Raw genomic sequence first — 16076 nt, 5'->3', positions numbered from 1 at the left:
GAAGAATTAATTGCCAGCTCGGTGGCTTTTTTAAGGCGCACAGTGGTCAAGATGTTTCAATCGATTTCAATTCTTGGAGTGACGTTATGAGTGAACGCCGGGCACTGCTGATCTTGCATGGCAAACAGGCACTCAACGAGGATGTCCGCGCTGCCGTCGAAGCCAAGCGTGAGCAAGGCTGGGAGCTGGCTGTGCGAGTGACCTGGGAGGCCGGCGACGCCCAGCGTCTGGTCGAGGAAGCGTTGGCGGCCGGCTACAGCAAAATCATCGCCGGTGGCGGTGATGGCACGTTGCGCGATATTGCCGAGGCGCTGGCGCAGCATCCGCAAAAAGCCAGTCTTGTGTTGCTGCCGCTGGGAACCGCCAACGATTTCTCCCGCGCCGCCGGTATTTCCCTGGAGCCTGCCGAAGCCCTTGAGCTACTGGATGTTCAGCCCTCGGATATCGATCTGGGCGAAGTGGGCGGGCAGATTTTCCTGAACATGGCGACCGGCGGATTCGGCAGCCAGGTGACCGCCAATACTTCGGAAGACCTGAAAAAGGTCTTGGGCGGCGCCGCTTATCTGTTTACTGGCCTGACCCGGTTCAGCGAACTGCATGCCGCTTACGGCGAGTTGCAAGGCCCGGATTTCCATTGGCAGGGTGAGCTGCTGGCGCTGGGCATCGGTAACGGGCGGCAGGCGGGTGGCGGCCATGTGCTGTGCCCCGAGGCGCGAGTCGACGATGGTTTGCTGGACATCAGCATTTTGCCGGCACCGCAGGAGCTGGTCGGCACGCTGAAGAATCTGCTGAGCGAAGGCTTCGGCCTCGACAACATGTTTGTGCGGGCACGATTGCCGTGGGTCGAGATCAAGGTCGCCGAAGGGCTGAGCATCAATCTCGACGGCGAGCCACTGGAGGGTGACAGTCTGCGTTTTGTTGCGAAACCTGCAGCGTTGCAGGTGCATCTGCCGAAAGACTCGCCGTTATTGGGCCAACAACCGTCAATCAGTCATCAAGGCTGATGATCTGCTCACGCACGGCGAACAGCACCAGGCCCGCCACGTCATAGATCTGCAAGCGCTTCATGATCTGTGCGCGGTGGGTTTCCACGGTCTTGACGCTCAAGCCCAGGCCATTAGCGATTTCCCGGGTCGATTTGCCGCGCACGATCAGGCGAAGGATTTCCAGCTGGCGCGCGGTCAGATTATGCGAATCGGCGATGTCCGGCTGGCTTTTCTGGTTGCGGGTCAGTGCCTGATTGATCACCGTATGGGCGATGGCCGGGCTGAGGTAGCGTTCGTTGTTGCGCAGGGCTTCCAGCGCGTGCTCGAGCTCGGTGGCCGTGGTGTCCTTGAGCAGGTAGCCGTGGGCACCGGATTCCAGCGCCTGCATGATCAGCGCTGGATCGGTGTGCATCGACAGGATCAGCACTTTGCTCTGCGGCCGCACACGCTTGAGGCGTTGCAGCGCTTCCAGGCCACCGGTTTCCCTCATCGAGATGTCCAGCAATACGATGTCGGGGCTCAGTTGCTCGACCATTTCGAGCAATTGCGAACCATCACTGGCTTCGCCGATTACCGCGTAACCGGGAATATCCAGAACCAGAGCACGCACGCCGGCTCTGATCAGCGAGTGGTCATCCACCAGAAGTAAGTTACAAGTCAACGCATAACCTTATTCGTACTGGCCCGTTCGAGCGCTCGCGGCGCCCACGGGAAAAGTGCTTCGATTCGAGTGCCTTTGCCCGGCTCGCTGATAACGCTCAATGTGCCGCCCAACTGTTCGATGCGCTCGGCCATTCCGGCCATGCCGCGTTGGCCTTCTCTGGCCGGGTCGGCCGCCGGGGCAAAACCCAGGCCGTCATCACTGATCAACAGCGTCAGACCTTGCGGCAATCGCTGTACCCGAATCAACAGGTTTTTTGCCTGTGCGTGGCGCAGGATGTTGGTCACCGCTTCCTGGGCGATGCGAAACGCGGCGACGGCCATTTCCTCGGGGATGCCGTTGAGCCGCTGCTGGCAATCGAGACTCCAGTTGACCGGCGTGTTGGCCAACGTCTTGAGCAAGTGCGCACGCAGGCTCGCTTCGAGGCCCAGACTGGTCAATTGACGGGGATTGAGAATCGCCGAGACGTCACGCACCTTGGTCAGGGTTTCATCCAGCGTGTCGCAGAGCACCTTGCATTGTTCCTGCAGATCATCCGGCAGGCGGCGTTTGAGCCAGTCACTTTGCAGCTTGGCGGCAGTGAGCAACTGGCCGATATCGTCGTGCAATTCACGGCTGAGGCGATGACGCTCGTTTTCCTGGACTTGCAGAAGTCGATCAGCCAACTCTTGTGGCTGAAACTTGATCGATTTGCGTGACAAGCGATATTGCACCCAGACGCACGCGGTGGCGGCGATGTCGAGCGCCAGCAATCCCAAAGGAAGGCGTGCGGAAACAACATACGCCAGCAGACTGCCCAAGGTCGCCAGAACACACAGGACAAGTGTGAAGCGCCGGGCGTTTTCCCGAGAAGGTGGCCATGTGATAAGTGACTTGAGACTGGCGTACATAACGGATGGAGCCAATGGATGTTCGCTGCGGGCAGACCGACCGGTGACTGGCGGATCTCTGTGTGGAAATACTGTCATTTATGTTATTGATTCAATCCGCATTCATTAAGCGATCATTGACTGGCAATAACATCGAAAAGGTAACACTGAAGTCAGTATGCCATTAACCGACAGGCAACTAACCGGCGGCATAATACCACTTAACATACCGTTGGTCGCGGTTGCTATATATGTCCATTCAGTCAGGAAATATCGGATCGTGGACGCAAGTTCCATATTGGAAAAAGCTGGAGTTGTTGTATTTGGGCCACTTCGATTTGCCTAGAAGTGTCGCTGGGTGCACACAGGGAAAACCCTGATGGCGGCACCTGAAAATTAACCGTTGGTCGGGCTGATTATTTGCCCCGGATTGTCGCTTTCAGGCACGAAGTATTCATTTACGACAATATCGCGACTTACTGGCTCAAGCCTGGCGCGCGGTAAAGGATGAAGAGAGCAAACGTTTGCTCACCATCTTGGGCTCGAACGAGGTTTGGCCCATTTGTGCCGCGAAGGCTTCGAGCAGATCAGTCTGTTCGCTTTTATCCAGGGTCAGCTGCCCGGTCCTGGGATCGACCAGCTCGAGCTGCCACGCCATCAAGGTCAGGCAGTCGCGTAACGCATCGAGGGCCTGCTCGTGCAGATCGACGTGGTCCTGCTGCAAATTGAGCAGGCTGTAGATGTGCAGGGAAAACTCGGAGATCGCTTCCAGCGCCAGTGCTTCGGCCCGGCCGGCCAGCTTCAGCAGAGTGCCGAGCATGCAGTCGATGGCATCCTTGTCGTTGCTGATCAGTTGCAGATGGCTCAGGCATTCTTCGGACTTGGCGAGAAGCGTTTCGGCCTCGACCAGAAATTCGGGGAAGCGTTGCGCCCAGTCTTTACGGTCGATTGGCATGTTCATCTCCACCACGTCGTGTTGGTTGACGGATGGCCGTGTGTGGCGACGATCGTGAATCGTCGGCAGATCGCGCCCGGCGGTGCAGGTGCACGGACCGAGGGGTTCCAGAGGGTGGGTTGCCACTGAATTGCGATCGCACACAATAGCCTGACTCCGTTCATGCAATGAGAATGGCGTCACAGTAATGGCTATTGGAAATGGCGAATATCAGGTTGGGCCTGATTGATCCTAGGGGAATCCCTTAGGCGCGGGAACCTAACGTGCAAACCAAGGTCGCGCCGCAATGAATCTAGCAGATGAAATCACGAATGCCAGTAAAGCATGATGTCAGTGTGACATCAATGGCCGTTTGTGGCATTTTTAGCGACGTGCTTTACAGCAATCAAGATTAGCTGAATGCAGCCGATAAACCCCCATAGTGAATTCATCAGAACAAGCCCAGGAGTCATTGATGGCCGGCATTCTCGACACGGTAGACCAACGCACGCAACTGGTGGGTGAGAATCGCCTGGAAATCCTCATGTTTCGCCTGGCTGGACGCCAGCTGTTTGCGATCAACGTGTTCAAGGTTCAGGAGGTTCTGCAACTGCCCAAGCTGACCCTGATGCCGCAGCGTCATCCCTTCGTCTGCGGCGTGGTCAATCTGCGCGGGCAGACCCTGCCGGTGATCGACCTGTCCCAGGCAATCGGCATGCGCCCACTGGTGCCGGGCCCGAACAGCACGATCATCGTCACCGAATACAACCGTTCGGTGCAGGCCTTCCTCGTCGGCGGTGTCGACCGCATCGTCAACATGAACTGGGAAGCCATTCTGCCGCCGCCGACCAGTGCCGGCCGCCAGCATTATCTGACCGCGATCAGCAAGGTCGACGATCAACTGGTGGAGATCATCGACGTCGAGAAAGTCCTCGCGGAAATCGTCCCGTACAACGCCAAGGTCTCGCGCGAGAAACTCGACGATCCGGTACTCGAGCGCGCCCGTGGCCGCGAAGTGTTGCTGGTGGATGATTCCAACGTGGCGCTTTCGCAATTGCGCGATACCCTCGGCCAGCTCGGGGTGAAAATGCACATTGCCAGCGACGGTCTGAAAGCCTTGAACATGCTCAAGGCCTGGGCCGATACCGGCGTGCACATGACCGATAAACTGCTGATGATCTTCACCGATGCGGAAATGCCGGAAATGGACGGCTATCGCCTGACCACGGAAATTCGCAACGACCCTCGCCTGCGTGGCTTGTACGTCGTGTTGCACACCTCGCTTTCCGGCAGTTTCAACGACTCGATGGTGAAGAAGGTCGGTTGCGACAACTTCCTCTCCAAATTCCAGCCGGACAAACTGGTTGATGTGGTGCGCCAGCGTCTGATGCTCGACGCTGTGCCGGCCTGAAACACGCACATTTTGCTTCCAGTGGGAGCGAGCCTGCTCGCGAAAGCGCAGGGTCTGACACATTGATGGTGAATGTGCCGGCCTCTTCGCGAGCAGGCTCGCTCCCACAGAAGTGTATTTACATTAATGACGGCTTTGATTCGGTATTGAAGCTCGTATAGGGTGGCGTTTTTCCTCCAAGGAAGCTGGCCATGCTGCGTCTGAGCGCGCTTTATCGTTACCCGTTGAAATCCGGCAAGGGCGAAATCCTGCAAAGCATCGAGCTGGACAAGCTCGGGCTGGCGGGCGACCGACGCTGGATGCTGGTGGACGAGGCCAGCGGGCGCTTTCTGACCCAGCGTGCCGAAGCGAAGATGAGTCAGCTGTCGGCGTTATGGAATGCCGGCGGCGGTCTGACCCTCAGCGCTCCCGAGCAGGGTGCAATCGAAGTCGCGCTGCCCGCTGCCGACGCCGAGCTGCGCGGTGTGACGATCTGGCGTGACACGCTGCGGGTGCCGGACGCCGGTGATCAAGCCGCGCGGTTTGTCAGCGACTTCCTCGGCAAGCCGACACGCCTGGTGCAGATGCCGCTGGAGCGGGCACGTACCACGCAAGCGGGTTTCGGCAAGGATGACGATCAAGTGGCGTTCGCCGACGGTTATCCATTGCTGCTGATCGGCGAAGCCTCGCGGCTGGCGCTCTCGGAAACGGTAGGGCGAGAGCTGGAGATGCTGCGCTTCCGTCCGAATCTGGTGATCGAAGGCAGCGCGCCTTACGCCGAGGACCAATGGAAACGCATTCGCATCGGCGATATCGAATTCCGCGTGGTCAAGCCGTGCGCGCGTTGCATCATGACCACTGTCGACCCGCAAACCGGTGAGCGCAGCGCCGATCGCGAGCCGTTCGCGACGTTACAGAAACATCGCTCAACCGCCGATGGCGCGATGTTCGGACAGAATCTGGTCAACGACGGCAAAGGCCGCCTGGAAGTCGGCATGCCGGTGGAAATCCTCGAATAGGTTGTCGCTGAAACGAAAAATGCCCGGGTCTTTTGGACGCGGGCATTTTTTTGCGCTGTGAAACCGTCGGGATCAGCCGCGGTATTCGCACAGGTAAGCGGTATCCACTTCGACTTTCAGCTGAAACTTGCTGTTGGCCGGGACGTTGAACTGGCTGCCGGCGGCGAAGGTTTCCCAGTCGCTGCTGTCTGGCAGTTTTACGCTCAGCGCGCCGGAAACCACATGCATGATCTCGCGCTGGCTGGTGCCGAATTCGTATTCGCCCGGGGCCATGACGCCAATGGTCGCCGGACCTTCAGCGGTGCCAAAGGCGATCGACTTGACGGTGCCGTCGAAGTACTCGTTGACTTTAAACATGGGCGGATTCCTCGAAAAGGGCTTAAAAGGGGGCGGCCAGTATGCACAAGGCTTTTCGCGCCGTCACGCGTCTAGAGCGGCAGGACCAGCGGCAATAACCGTGCAGTATTGCGGGCATCTTCCAGCGCGCGATGTTGTTGGCCGTTGAACTGCATGCCCGCCAGCTGCAACGCGGCGTTGAGGCCCAGTGGTCGTTCCAGGCGGCGGGCCTTGGCGAAGCGTTGTTTGAGGTTCATGTGCGGGACTTTGCTCAGGCCGCTGTCGATGTGCAGGCGCTGCCACTCCTGGAGCAACTGCTGGCGATCGTAACCGCCCCAACTGGCCCAGCCTTCAAGGCGAGCCTGATGCTGTGCAAGCCAGCGCTCAAAGGCTGGCCAGACGTCGCTCAGCGGCTGCGCCGAATCGATGTTTGCCTGGGTGATATGCGTCAGCTCCCGACAGAACGACGTCAGCAATGGACGGCGGGTCGGTTTGACGAAGCGCTGGAAGTGATCCTGTTCGCGCCCGGCGCGGTCGACCAGGGTCGCACCGATCTCGATAATTTCCATTTCCGTGACCGGCCAGCCACCCTCGTCTGTGGTGGCTTCCAGATCTATGACCAGCCAATGGGGCATCGCAGGGTTCCTGATTTCCGCGTTCTGATTTATCAGAGCGTAGTCAAACCCCGCGCTTGTGCCCGGGCGACTACTCGACCTGCAACAGAACCTGACGATTTTTTACCTGATCGCCGACCTTCACTTGCACCCGTTTGAGCACGCCATCGATGCCGGCCTTCAACGGATGCTCCATTTTCATTGCCTCCAGCACCACCAGCAATTGACCCTTGCTGACCGTACTGCCTTCGCTGACCAGCACGTCGACAATGGCACCGTCCATCGGCGCTTTGAGGGTGCCGGAGGCGACGCTGGTCTGACTGTCGATCGGCGCATGAGTTCGATCCTCCAGGCGCAGGCTACCTGGATGGGCGAACAGCCACAGCTGCCCATCGTGCAGACGATAGGCGTGACGTTGGCGCAGGCCGTCGATTTCCATGGTTACCGATTGCGCGGTGTGCTCAATGATTTTCACCGCCACAGTGCTTTCGCCAGCCTGCACGACCAACTCGCCCGATTTGCGCGCCAGCACCGACAGCGTCCAGTCCTGCTCGTCACTGCCGAGTCGATAGTGCAACGGCACGCTGGCGTTGTTGCGCCAGCCGTTCAACGGGGCGCGATGGGGCAGGGCGCTGGCCTGATAGAACAACACCACGGCAATCGCCAGTTGCTCCGTCGTCGGCACATAAGTGTTGAGGCTGGCATGGCTGGAAAAATGTTGCTGGATGAAGGCGGTGCTGAAATCGCCGCTGATGAACTGCGGGTGTTGCAACAGGCCCTCGAGCAAACGTTGATTGCTTTGCACTCCGAGCAGCACCGTGTCCTGCACCGCACGCAACAGCTTGCGCCGCGCCTCTTCGCGGGTGGCACCGTGGGCGATCAGTTTGCCCAGCATCGGGTCGTAGAACGGGCTCACCGACTGACCTTCAAGCAGACCGTGATCGATCCGTGCGCCGTGATCAGAAGCCGGCTGCCATGCGGCAATTCGGCCGGTTTGCGGGAGAAAATCCGCAGCGGGATCTTCAGCGTAGAGGCGCACTTCCATGGCGTGACCGTCGAGGCGGACCTGCTCCTGCGTCAGCGGTATCGGCTGACCTTCGGCGACCAGCAACTGCCACGCGACCAGATCCAGCCCGGTGATCAATTCCGTCACCGGATGCTCGACCTGCAGACGGGTGTTCATCTCCAGAAAGTAGAACTGCCCGCGCGCGTCGAGGAGGAACTCCACGGTGCCAGCGCCGACGTAATCCACCGCGCGCCCGGCCTTGAGCGCCGCTTCGCCCATGGCCTGGCGCAGCTCGGCGGTCATCACCGGGCACGGCGCTTCTTCGATGACTTTCTGATGGCGGCGCTGGATCGAGCAATCACGTTCGCCGAGGTAGACCAGATTGCCGTGCTGGTCGCCGAATAGCTGCACTTCGACGTGGCGCGGTTCGATCAACGCCTGCTCAAGAATCAACTCGTCGCTACCGAAACCGTTCATTGCTTCGGACCGCGCGGTGCGCAGTTGCGCCGCCAGTTCGCTGGCCTCGTGCACCAGGCGCATGCCGCGTCCACCACCACCGGCACTGGCCTTGATCATCAGCGGATAGCCGATGCGCTCGGCCTCGGCCAGCAGCGTCGGGTCGTCCTGCGCTGCGCCTTGATAGCCGGCAATGCATGGCACGCCGGCGTCGAGCATGGCGATTTTCGACAGGCGTTTGCTGCCCATCAGTTCGATCGCTTCGACGCTGGGGCCGATGAAAACCAGCCCGGCTTCGGCGCAGGCGCGGGCGAAATCGGCGTTTTCCGAGAGAAAGCCGTAGCCCGGGTGAATCGCATCGGCGCCGCTGCGGCGGGCGGCGTCGAGGATCGCCGCAATGTTGAGGTAGGACTGCTGCACCGGCGCCGGGCCGATGTGCACGGCTTGGTCGGCCATTTGCACGTGTAGCGCATCGGCGTCGGCTTCGCTGAAAACGGCGACGGTGCGATAGCCCAGCGCCTGGGCCGTGCGCTGGATGCGGCAGGCGATTTCACCGCGGTTGGCGATCAGGATTTTGTGGAGGGTGGGCATGGTGGGGTTCCTGAGTTTTTTGGCGTTGAATGTGATGGCCTCATCGCGAGCAGGCTCGCTCCCACATTTGGAATGCATTTCGACCTGTGGGAGCGAGCCTGCTCGCGAAGCTTTTAGCTGACCCACCGAGGGTTACGTTTCTGCATAAAAGCCATGGTCCCCTCGATTCCTTCCTCTCCAGTCACCGCCGCGCTGAACCACTGCGCCGCCTCATCGAGCAATGCGCTCGACGGCTGTCCGGCACTCGCCAGCAACAACTTTTTCGTCACCGCATTCGCTTCCGGTGCGCAGCGCAGCACCTGTTGCAACACCTCATCCAGTCGCTCGGCCAACGCTTGCGCATCCTGTTTAACGAAATGCACCAGCCCCAATCGCTGCGCCTCGGCGCCATCGAAACGCGCCGCCGTCAGCGCCAGTCGCCGGGTTTCGGTCAAGCCTATCCGTTGCACCACAAACGGTGCGATTTGCGCCGGGATCAGGCCAAGGCTGGTTTCCGGCAAACCGAACTGCGCCTTGTGATCGCTAATCGCAATATCGCTGACGCAAGCCAGGCCGAAGCCGCCGCCAAGCACGGCGCCTTGCAGCACAGTGATCAGCACTTGCGGCGTGTGTTGGGCTTGCTCCAGCAACGCGCCAAACGCCCGGTTCAACTCACGGTAAGCGTCCGCGCCCTGAGCCCGGGCACTGGCCATGTCCTTGATGTCGCCACCGGCGCAGAAATGCCCGCCGGCACCGCTGAGCACCAAGGCCCGCACTGTGCGGTCATCGCGCACCGCCGCCAGCACCGCGCGCAGTTCGGCGACCATTTGCAGGCTCATCGCGTTGCGGCTGTCCGGGCGGTTGAGGGTGATGTGCAGCACGCCGCCATGCAGTTCCAGCAACAGCGTCTGGCAATCGGGCAGGCGGCTCATTTCTTTTTCCCCGGCAGGATGCCCATCAGTTTGCAGATGATCCCCAGCATGATTTCGTCGGCGCCGCCGCCAATCGAGACCAGGCGCACATCGCGATAGGCGCGGGCCACCGGGTTGTCCCACATGAAGCCCATGCCGCCCCAATATTGCAGGCAGCTGTCGCTGACTTCCCGGCCGAGGCGTCCGGCCTTGAGCTTGGCCATCGATGCCAGTCGGGTGACGTCCTGACCTTTGATGTATTGCTCGGTAGCCTGATAGACCAGTGCGCGCAGGCATTCGATTTCGGTCTGCAATTCGGCGAGGCGGAAGTGGATCACCTGGTTATCGATCAGCGCATTACCGAAGGTCTTGCGCTCCTTGCAGTACTCGATGGTGCTGTCGATGCAATATTCCAGGCCCTTGATCATGTTTGCCGCGCCGAACAGGCGTTCTTCCTGGAACTGCAGCATCTGCATCATGAACCCGGCGCCTTCGTGGCCGATGCGATTGCGCTGGGGCACGCGCACGTTGTCGAAGAACACCTGCGCGGTTTCCGAGCTGCGCATGCCGAGCTTGTCCAGGTGCGAACTGAGGCTGATCCCGGGGGTGTTCATCGGCACCATGATCAGCGACTTATTGATGTGCGGCTTGTCGTCCGAGGTGTTGGCCAGAAGGCAGATGAAATCGGCGCTCGGCGAGTTGGTGATCCACATTTTGCTGCCGTTGATCAAGTAGTCATCGCCGTCCTTGCGCGCCGTGGTTTTCAGCCCGGCGACATCGGAGCCGGCGCCGACTTCGGAAACGCCGATGCAGCCGACCTGTTCGCCCGTGATGGCCGGGCGGAGGAATTCTTCGCGCAATTCATCGGAGCCGAAGCGGGCGAGGGCGGGTGTGCACATATCGGTCTGCACGCCGATCGACATCGGAATCCCGCCGCAATGAATGGTGCCGAACTCTTCGGCGGCGACAATCGAATAGCTGTAATCGAGGCCCATGCCGCCGAATTTTTCCGGCTTGGAAATGCCCAGCAGGCCCAGCTCGCCGGCTTTGCGGAAAATCTCGTGGATGGGGAAGCGCCCGGCCTTTTCCCACTCTTCGACGTGCGGGTTGATCTCGTGCGTGACGAACTGGCGGACGGTGCGACGCAGGGCTTCGTGTTCCGGGGTGAAGATCATTGTTGTTCTCCGTAGGATCCGTGGCGGTCAGAAGCGGCTGACACCGAAGCTGTTGGGTTGCAGCGTACGTCTGTCGGCTTCGTGGCAGATATCCAGCAAGTAACCGAGCAGGGTGCGGGTGTCGCGCGGGTCGATCAGGCCGTCGTCCCACAGGTTGGCGCTGCCGTACAGGGCGGTGGACTGGCTGTCGAGTTTCTGCGCGGTCATCTGTTCGAGCATGTCGAGCATTTTCGGATCGGGCTCGATGCCGTCCTTGAGCTGTTTGGCTTCGGTAACGATGCGCAAGACCTTGCCGGCCTGTGCGCCGCCCATCACTGCCGTGCGGCTGTTGGGCCAGGCGAAGATGAAGCGCGGATCGAGCCCGCGCCCGCACATGGCATAGTTGCCGGCGCCGTAGGAACCGCCGACGACAATGGTCAGTTTAGGCACCCGTGCGTTGGCCACCGCTTGAATCAGTTTCGAGCCGTGCTTGATCACCCCTTGCTGTTCCGATTCGGTGCCGACCATGAACCCCGTGGTGTTGTGGAAAAACAGCAGCGGCGTCTGGCTCTGGTCGCACAACTGGATGAACTGCGCCGCCTTGCTCGCACCTTGCGGGGTGATCGGGCCGTTGTTGCCAATGAAGCCGCAGGCGCGGCCCTGGATTTTCAATTGGCCGCAAAGGGTTTGCTGATCGAACTCGCCTTTGAATTCGAGAAAGTCCGATTCATCGGCAATTCGCGCGATGATTTCGCGCACATCGTAGGGCTTTTTTGCATCGTCCGGGATCAGCCCGAGCAGTTCGTCGATGGGGTAGAGCGGTTCTTTGAATTGCGGCTGCGGCAGCCAGGGCAACTGCTCGTTCCATGGCAGCATGCGCATGATGTCGCGGACCTGGCGTATGCCGTCAGCGTCGTTTTCAGCGAGATATTCGGCAGTGCCGGCGACCTGCGCGTGCATCTCGGCGCCACCGAGTTCTTCATCGCTGGCCACTTCGCCGGTCGCCGCTTTGAGCAATGGCGGGCCGGCGAGGAACAGCTTGGCCTTGCCGCGCACCACCACCACGTAATCCGACAACCCCGGTTGATAGGCGCCGCCTGCGGTGGCCGAGCCGTGCACCACGGTGATCTGCGGCAAACCCATGGCTGACATGCGCGCCTGATTGGCGAAACTGCGCGCGCCTTCGACAAAAATCTCCGCCGCGTAGTTGAGATTGGCGCCGCCGCTTTCGGCGAGGGTGATCATCGGCAGTTTGTTTTCCCGCGCGATCTGTTGCAGGCGCAGGGATTTTTTCAGGCCGCTCGGCGAGATCGTGCCGCCCTTGATTGCGCTGTTGTTGGCGACCACCATCGCGCGGATGCCGCAGACATAACCGATGCCGGCAATCAGCCCGCCACCGGCCGAACTGCCGTCCTTGTCGTCGTGCAACTTGTAGCCGGCGAGGCTGGCCAGTTCGAGGAACGGCGCGCCAGGGTCGAGCAGCAGGTTCAGGCGCTCGCGGGGCAACAGTTGCCCGCGTTTGCTGAATTTGTCTTTGGCTTCGGCGGCCTTGTTCAGCAGGTTCTGTTCAAGCTGCTGCACCTGCTCGATGGCGGCGAGCATGGCCGCGCGGTTGCGCGCGAACGCTTCGCTGTGCGGATCGAGTTGCGACTGAATCTGCGCCATGGCTTATTCCTTGTCCTTGAGCACGTCGGGACGCAACACTTCTGGTAAATACGCGCGGTGAAAACCGTTGAACGATTCGCTGTGGCTGGCCTTGTGCAGCGGCCAGGCGCGACTGCCGAGGCTGGCGGCGCCGTCGATTTTCACTGTGGTGCCGCTGATGAATGCCGCCGCCGGGCTGAGCAGAAACACGATCGCCGCACTGACTTCCGATTCGGTGCCGATACGCTTGAGCGGCACATGCTCGCGCAGGGTCGGAATCACTGCTTTGAATGCGCCCTCGTAAGTGTCCATGCCGCTGGAGGCGATCCAGCCCGGCGCCACGGCGTTGACCCGGACCCCGGCGTAACCCCACTCGAACGCGGCGGTCTTGGTGAAATTGTCCATGCCCGAGCGCGCTGCCCCCGAGTGGCCCATGCCGGGCATGCCGCCCCACATGTCGGCGAGCATGTTGACGATGCTGCCGCCATGTTTGCTCATCGACTGGTTGAACACTTCGCGGGCCATCAGAAAGCCGCCGACCAGATTGGTCCGCAGCACGGTTTCGAAGCCCTTCTGATTGATCGAGGCCAAGGGCGACGGGTATTGGCCGCCGGCGTTGTTGACCAGGCCGTGGATCGGCCCGTGTTCGGCGATCAGCTCTTTGACCAGTTGCTTGACCGCTTCTTCATCGCGGATATCGCAGGCCTTCCAGTGCGCGCGGCCGCCGTCCTCGGCGATTTCGGCGGCGACTTTTCCGAGCTTTTCCGGCTTGCGCCCGACCAGCAGCACATTGGCGCCGAGGGCCGCCAGTTCATGGGCGGTGCAGCGACCGATGCCGCTGCCGCCACCGGTGACAATCAGGTTCTGGCCGCTGAACAGATCGGCGCGGAAAATCGACGCGTAAGCCATGCACACCATCCTCTAGTCGAGCTGTTCGGCGATGCTCTGCGGCACCGGAATCTGGATTTCCAATAGTTGCTGGGCGAAGGCTTTGCCTTGCGGGTCGATGCGCAGACTGGCGACACCGCCACCGCCGAGGGCGTTTTCCAAAAGAAAATTAAGGCTGTGGGTGCCGGGCAGATACCAGCGTTCGACGCGCCCGAGAAGCGGATCGAGGACGTGGCGCATCCAGTCGACCACCACCGAAGGGGTCAGCGCTTCGGCGATCCATGGCAGGTAATCGGGATGGCGCGGCATCACGCCGATATTGCTGTGGTTGCCCTTGTCGCCGGAGCGCGCCACCGCCAGTTTCACCAGCGGCACACTGGCATCGGCGCGGCCCTGGGGTTTGGGTGGCTGATGGGCGAGCGGCAAATCTGCGCTGTCGAGGGCCACTGGGTCGGGGAGGGCGCAAGGATGACGTTCACCGGCCATGTCGATTTGCAGGGTGCAGGCGCTTTTATCGATGAGGAAAGAGAACAGACGGATGAGGGGGTATACGGTCGGACGACCGCCGACGATGCCGGTCAAGCCCGGCGCCATGCCGGTCGCGGCCTGGGCGATCTCTCTGGAAAACAGTACCAGTGCGCGTTTGTCGGGATGGCGTACAGCGATTTTGATCACCACTTCACGGCTGTCGCGGCGCTGGCCGTGGGGGCCGTAGGTGGCTTCGCTGCCGAGCAGTTCGACATGGGTTTCGCTGTACGGCGCCCAGCCGCCCAGGCTGAACATCTCGGCGGTCTTGTCGATGATTGCCTGACTGACCCGCCGCGCCTTGTCCACTGCGTCGATGCCGGCCATCAGGCAACTGGCGGTGCAGCGAAAACCGTCCGGGTACGTGGCGCTGACCTTGTATTTGTCGCTGGGCGGCAGGCCTTTGGCGCCGTGCACGTGCACGACGTTTTTGCCTTGTTGCTGAAGTTTGACCTGAGTGAAATCGCAGATCACGTCGGGTAACAGATAGGCCTGCGGATCGCCGATTTCGTAGAGCATCTGCTCGCCGACCGTCAACGGCGTGACCAGTCCGCCGGAGCCTTCGGGTTTGCTGACGAGGAACTGGCCATCGGCGCTGACCTCGACGATCGGAAAACCGATGTGCTCGTAATCCGGCACCTCGCGCCAGTCGGTGAAATTACCGCCCGTGCACTGCGCGCCGCATTCGATAATGTGCCCGGCCAGCGCGGCCTGGGCGAGTTTGTCGTAGTCATGCCACGACCAGTCGAATTCGTGAACCAGCGCCGCACTGACCACGGCGCTGTCGACCACCCGGCCGGTAATGACGATGTCGGCGCCCAGGCGCAACGCTTCGACAATCCCCGGCGCGCCGAGGTAGGCGTTGGTCGACACGCACATGCGCGGAAGTGGCGCGCCGCTGAACATTTCGCGGATATCGGCGGGGTTTTTGAGCTGTCTTTGCAGGTCATCGCCGAGCAAAACGGCAATCTTCAGCTGGACTCCAGCCTGATCGCAGGCCGCTTGCAGGGCCGCCGCGCAAGCCTGCGGATTGACCCCGCCGGCATTGCTGATCACGCGGATTTTCTGTTCGGCCAGTTGCGTCAGCAGCGGCGCCAGCACTTCAACGAAGTCACCCGCGAACCCGGCCTGTGGGTCTTTAAGACGCGCACCAGCCATCAGCGACATGGTGATCTCGGCCAGATAATCGAACACCAGATAATCCAGGTTTCCGCCGGAGACAAGCTGGGCGGCAGCGGTGGAGGTGTCGCCCCAAAAAGCACTGGCGCAGCCGATTCGCACGGTGGTTGGCATTTTTATCTCCGACTCAGGGACCTGCGACAGAAGTGTCTGGAGGCTACCAAGCAAGCGCTTGGTTTGTAAACAGGCGAAACATTCTTCTGCCCAAGCGCTTGCTTGGTGCCCGCGCGCGGCTTAAATTGCGCGCAACCCTGCGGTTACAGGGGGCAACACACTGATCGACTGTAGGAGAGAACGGGTGGACGAGCAAAAAGCCCTGCGGGTCATGCGCGAACTGGTCGACCAAGGCCAGTTGACCGACCCGGACAGCGCCCGTGGCAAATTGCTGCAAGTGGCGGCTCACCTGTTTCGCAACAAAGGCTATGAGCGCACCACAGTGCGTGATCTGGCCAGTGCTGTGGGCATTCAGTCGGGAAGCATTTTTCATCACTTCAAAAGCAAGGATGAAATTCTCCGCGCGGTGATGGAGGAAACCATCCGCTACAACACCGCGCTGATGCGCGCAGCCCTGGCTGAAGCCGGTGACGTGCGCGAGAAAGTGCTGGCGCTGATTCGCTGCGAATTGCAGTCGATCATGGGCGGCAGTGGCGAGGCGATGGCGGTGCTGGTGTACGAATGGCGCTCATTGTCCGAAGACGGCCAGGCTAAAGTGCTCGCTTTGCGCGATGTTTATGAAGACATCTGGCTGCAGGTTCTGGGCGAGGCCAAGGACGCCGGCTATATTCGCGGCGACGTTTTTATTACCCGACGTTTCCTCACCGGCGCGCTGTCCTGGACCACCACCTGGTTCCGTGCCGGCGGCAGTTTGAGCCTCGATCAGCTCGCCGATGAAGCGCTGATTCTGGTCCTCGAAGCGCGTTGAACGGTTGTCGGA

At 60.7% G+C, this 16076-nt stretch carries 15 protein-coding genes and 2 pseudogenes; 4 read left to right on the top strand and 13 right to left on the bottom strand.

All coding sequences use genetic code 11. The features are described 5' to 3' along the window. The first annotated feature begins 86 nt into the window (after nucleotides 1-86). Entirely contained in the window at nucleotides 87-1004 is a 918-nt protein-coding gene (gene yegS, locus BXA01_RS07195; RefSeq protein WP_016770833.1) for a lipid kinase YegS, read from the top strand. Here yegS and BXA01_RS07190 read toward each other — a convergent pair. From BXA01_RS07190 to BXA01_RS07180, 3 genes are all read right to left on the bottom strand, one after another. Further along, nucleotides 988-1647: a response regulator gene (locus tag BXA01_RS07190; protein ID WP_041478445.1), complete on the bottom strand. Its 660-nt coding sequence runs from the start codon at nucleotides 1645-1647 to the stop codon at nucleotides 988-990. The genes yegS and BXA01_RS07190 overlap by 17 nt on opposite strands. Continuing rightward, nucleotides 1644-2537, bottom strand: coding sequence for a sensor histidine kinase (locus BXA01_RS07185; protein WP_076563706.1), 894 nt, complete (start codon nucleotides 2535-2537; stop codon nucleotides 1644-1646). Before BXA01_RS07185 ends, BXA01_RS07190 begins: the two co-directional genes overlap by 4 nt. A 463-nt stretch (nucleotides 2538-3000) precedes the next feature. Next, complete coding sequence (locus tag BXA01_RS07180) at nucleotides 3001-3471, bottom strand: hypothetical protein (RefSeq protein ID WP_056788632.1); 471 nt, start codon at nucleotides 3469-3471, stop codon at nucleotides 3001-3003. Nucleotides 3472-3925: 454 nt separating this feature from the next. Between BXA01_RS07180 and BXA01_RS07175 the strand changes: the two genes are divergently transcribed. Further along, entirely contained in the window at nucleotides 3926-4861 is a 936-nt protein-coding gene (locus BXA01_RS07175; RefSeq protein WP_016770829.1) for a chemotaxis protein CheV, read from the top strand. A 191-nt stretch (nucleotides 4862-5052) separates the two neighbouring features. Beyond that, the gene (locus BXA01_RS07170; RefSeq protein ID WP_076563705.1) at nucleotides 5053-5859 is read left to right on the top strand and encodes an MOSC domain-containing protein; all 807 of its coding nucleotides are present in this window, start codon (nucleotides 5053-5055) and stop codon (nucleotides 5857-5859) included. 72 nt (nucleotides 5860-5931) lie between these two features. Here the strand turns inward: BXA01_RS07170 and ppnP are convergent, their stop codons facing one another. The 10 genes and pseudogenes from ppnP to BXA01_RS07130 all read right to left on the bottom strand — a co-directional run bounded on the left by ppnP (nucleotide 5932) and on the right by BXA01_RS07130 (nucleotide 15256). Beyond that, nucleotides 5932-6216, bottom strand: coding sequence for a pyrimidine/purine nucleoside phosphorylase (gene ppnP / locus BXA01_RS07165; RefSeq protein WP_024013687.1), 285 nt, complete (start codon nucleotides 6214-6216; stop codon nucleotides 5932-5934). A 71-nt stretch (nucleotides 6217-6287) separates the two neighbouring features. After that, nucleotides 6288-6830 (bottom strand): exonuclease domain-containing protein, encoded by a 543-nt coding sequence (locus BXA01_RS07160; RefSeq protein WP_076563704.1) that lies wholly within the window; start codon nucleotides 6828-6830, stop codon nucleotides 6288-6290. Between the two features lie 70 nt (nucleotides 6831-6900). Further along, nucleotides 6901-7092, bottom strand: coding sequence for a biotin/lipoyl-containing protein (locus tag BXA01_RS27625; protein ID WP_434711246.1), 192 nt, complete (start codon nucleotides 7090-7092; stop codon nucleotides 6901-6903). Between the two features lie 117 nt (nucleotides 7093-7209). Then, nucleotides 7210-7365 (bottom strand): annotated as a pseudogene (locus tag BXA01_RS27620) (hypothetical protein); the annotation flags it as partial. Next, nucleotides 7347-8862 (bottom strand): annotated as a pseudogene (locus tag BXA01_RS07155) (acetyl-CoA carboxylase biotin carboxylase subunit); the annotation flags it as partial. The pseudogenes BXA01_RS27620 and BXA01_RS07155, both read right to left, overlap by 19 nt. A gap of 113 nt (nucleotides 8863-8975) precedes the next feature. After that, on the bottom strand, nucleotides 8976-9773 hold the full coding sequence (locus BXA01_RS07150) for an enoyl-CoA hydratase/isomerase family protein (protein ID WP_076563702.1): 798 nt from the start codon (nucleotides 9771-9773) through the stop codon (nucleotides 8976-8978). Continuing rightward, nucleotides 9770-10927, bottom strand: a complete 1158-nt coding sequence (gene atuD, locus BXA01_RS07145) for a citronellyl-CoA dehydrogenase (protein ID WP_076563701.1) — start codon at nucleotides 10925-10927, stop codon at nucleotides 9770-9772. The genes BXA01_RS07150 and atuD overlap by 4 nt, the downstream gene beginning before the upstream one ends. A 27-nt stretch (nucleotides 10928-10954) precedes the next feature. Next, nucleotides 10955-12571: a geranyl-CoA carboxylase subunit beta gene (gene atuC, locus BXA01_RS07140; RefSeq protein WP_076563700.1), complete on the bottom strand. Its 1617-nt coding sequence runs from the start codon at nucleotides 12569-12571 to the stop codon at nucleotides 10955-10957. A 3-nt stretch (nucleotides 12572-12574) separates the two neighbouring features. Then, nucleotides 12575-13459 carry an SDR family oxidoreductase gene (locus tag BXA01_RS07135; protein ID WP_076563699.1) on the bottom strand — a complete coding sequence of 295 codons (885 nt, stop codon included), beginning with the start codon at nucleotides 13457-13459 and terminating at the stop codon, nucleotides 12575-12577. A gap of 12 nt (nucleotides 13460-13471) precedes the next feature. After that, complete coding sequence (locus BXA01_RS07130) at nucleotides 13472-15256, bottom strand: acyclic terpene utilization AtuA family protein (RefSeq protein WP_076563698.1); 1785 nt, start codon at nucleotides 15254-15256, stop codon at nucleotides 13472-13474. Nucleotides 15257-15440: 184 nt separating this feature from the next. On the opposite strand from BXA01_RS07130, the gene BXA01_RS07125 reads away from it, so the two are divergent. After that, nucleotides 15441-16064 (top strand): TetR/AcrR family transcriptional regulator, encoded by a 624-nt coding sequence (locus BXA01_RS07125; protein ID WP_016770820.1) that lies wholly within the window; start codon nucleotides 15441-15443, stop codon nucleotides 16062-16064. Nucleotides 16065-16076: the final 12 nt, after the last annotated feature.

Source organism: Pseudomonas sp. B10, assembly GCF_900156235.1.
Lineage (GTDB): Bacteria > Pseudomonadota > Gammaproteobacteria > Pseudomonadales > Pseudomonadaceae > Aquipseudomonas > Aquipseudomonas siliginis.
This window is presented reverse-complemented; position numbering and strand designations above follow the sequence as displayed.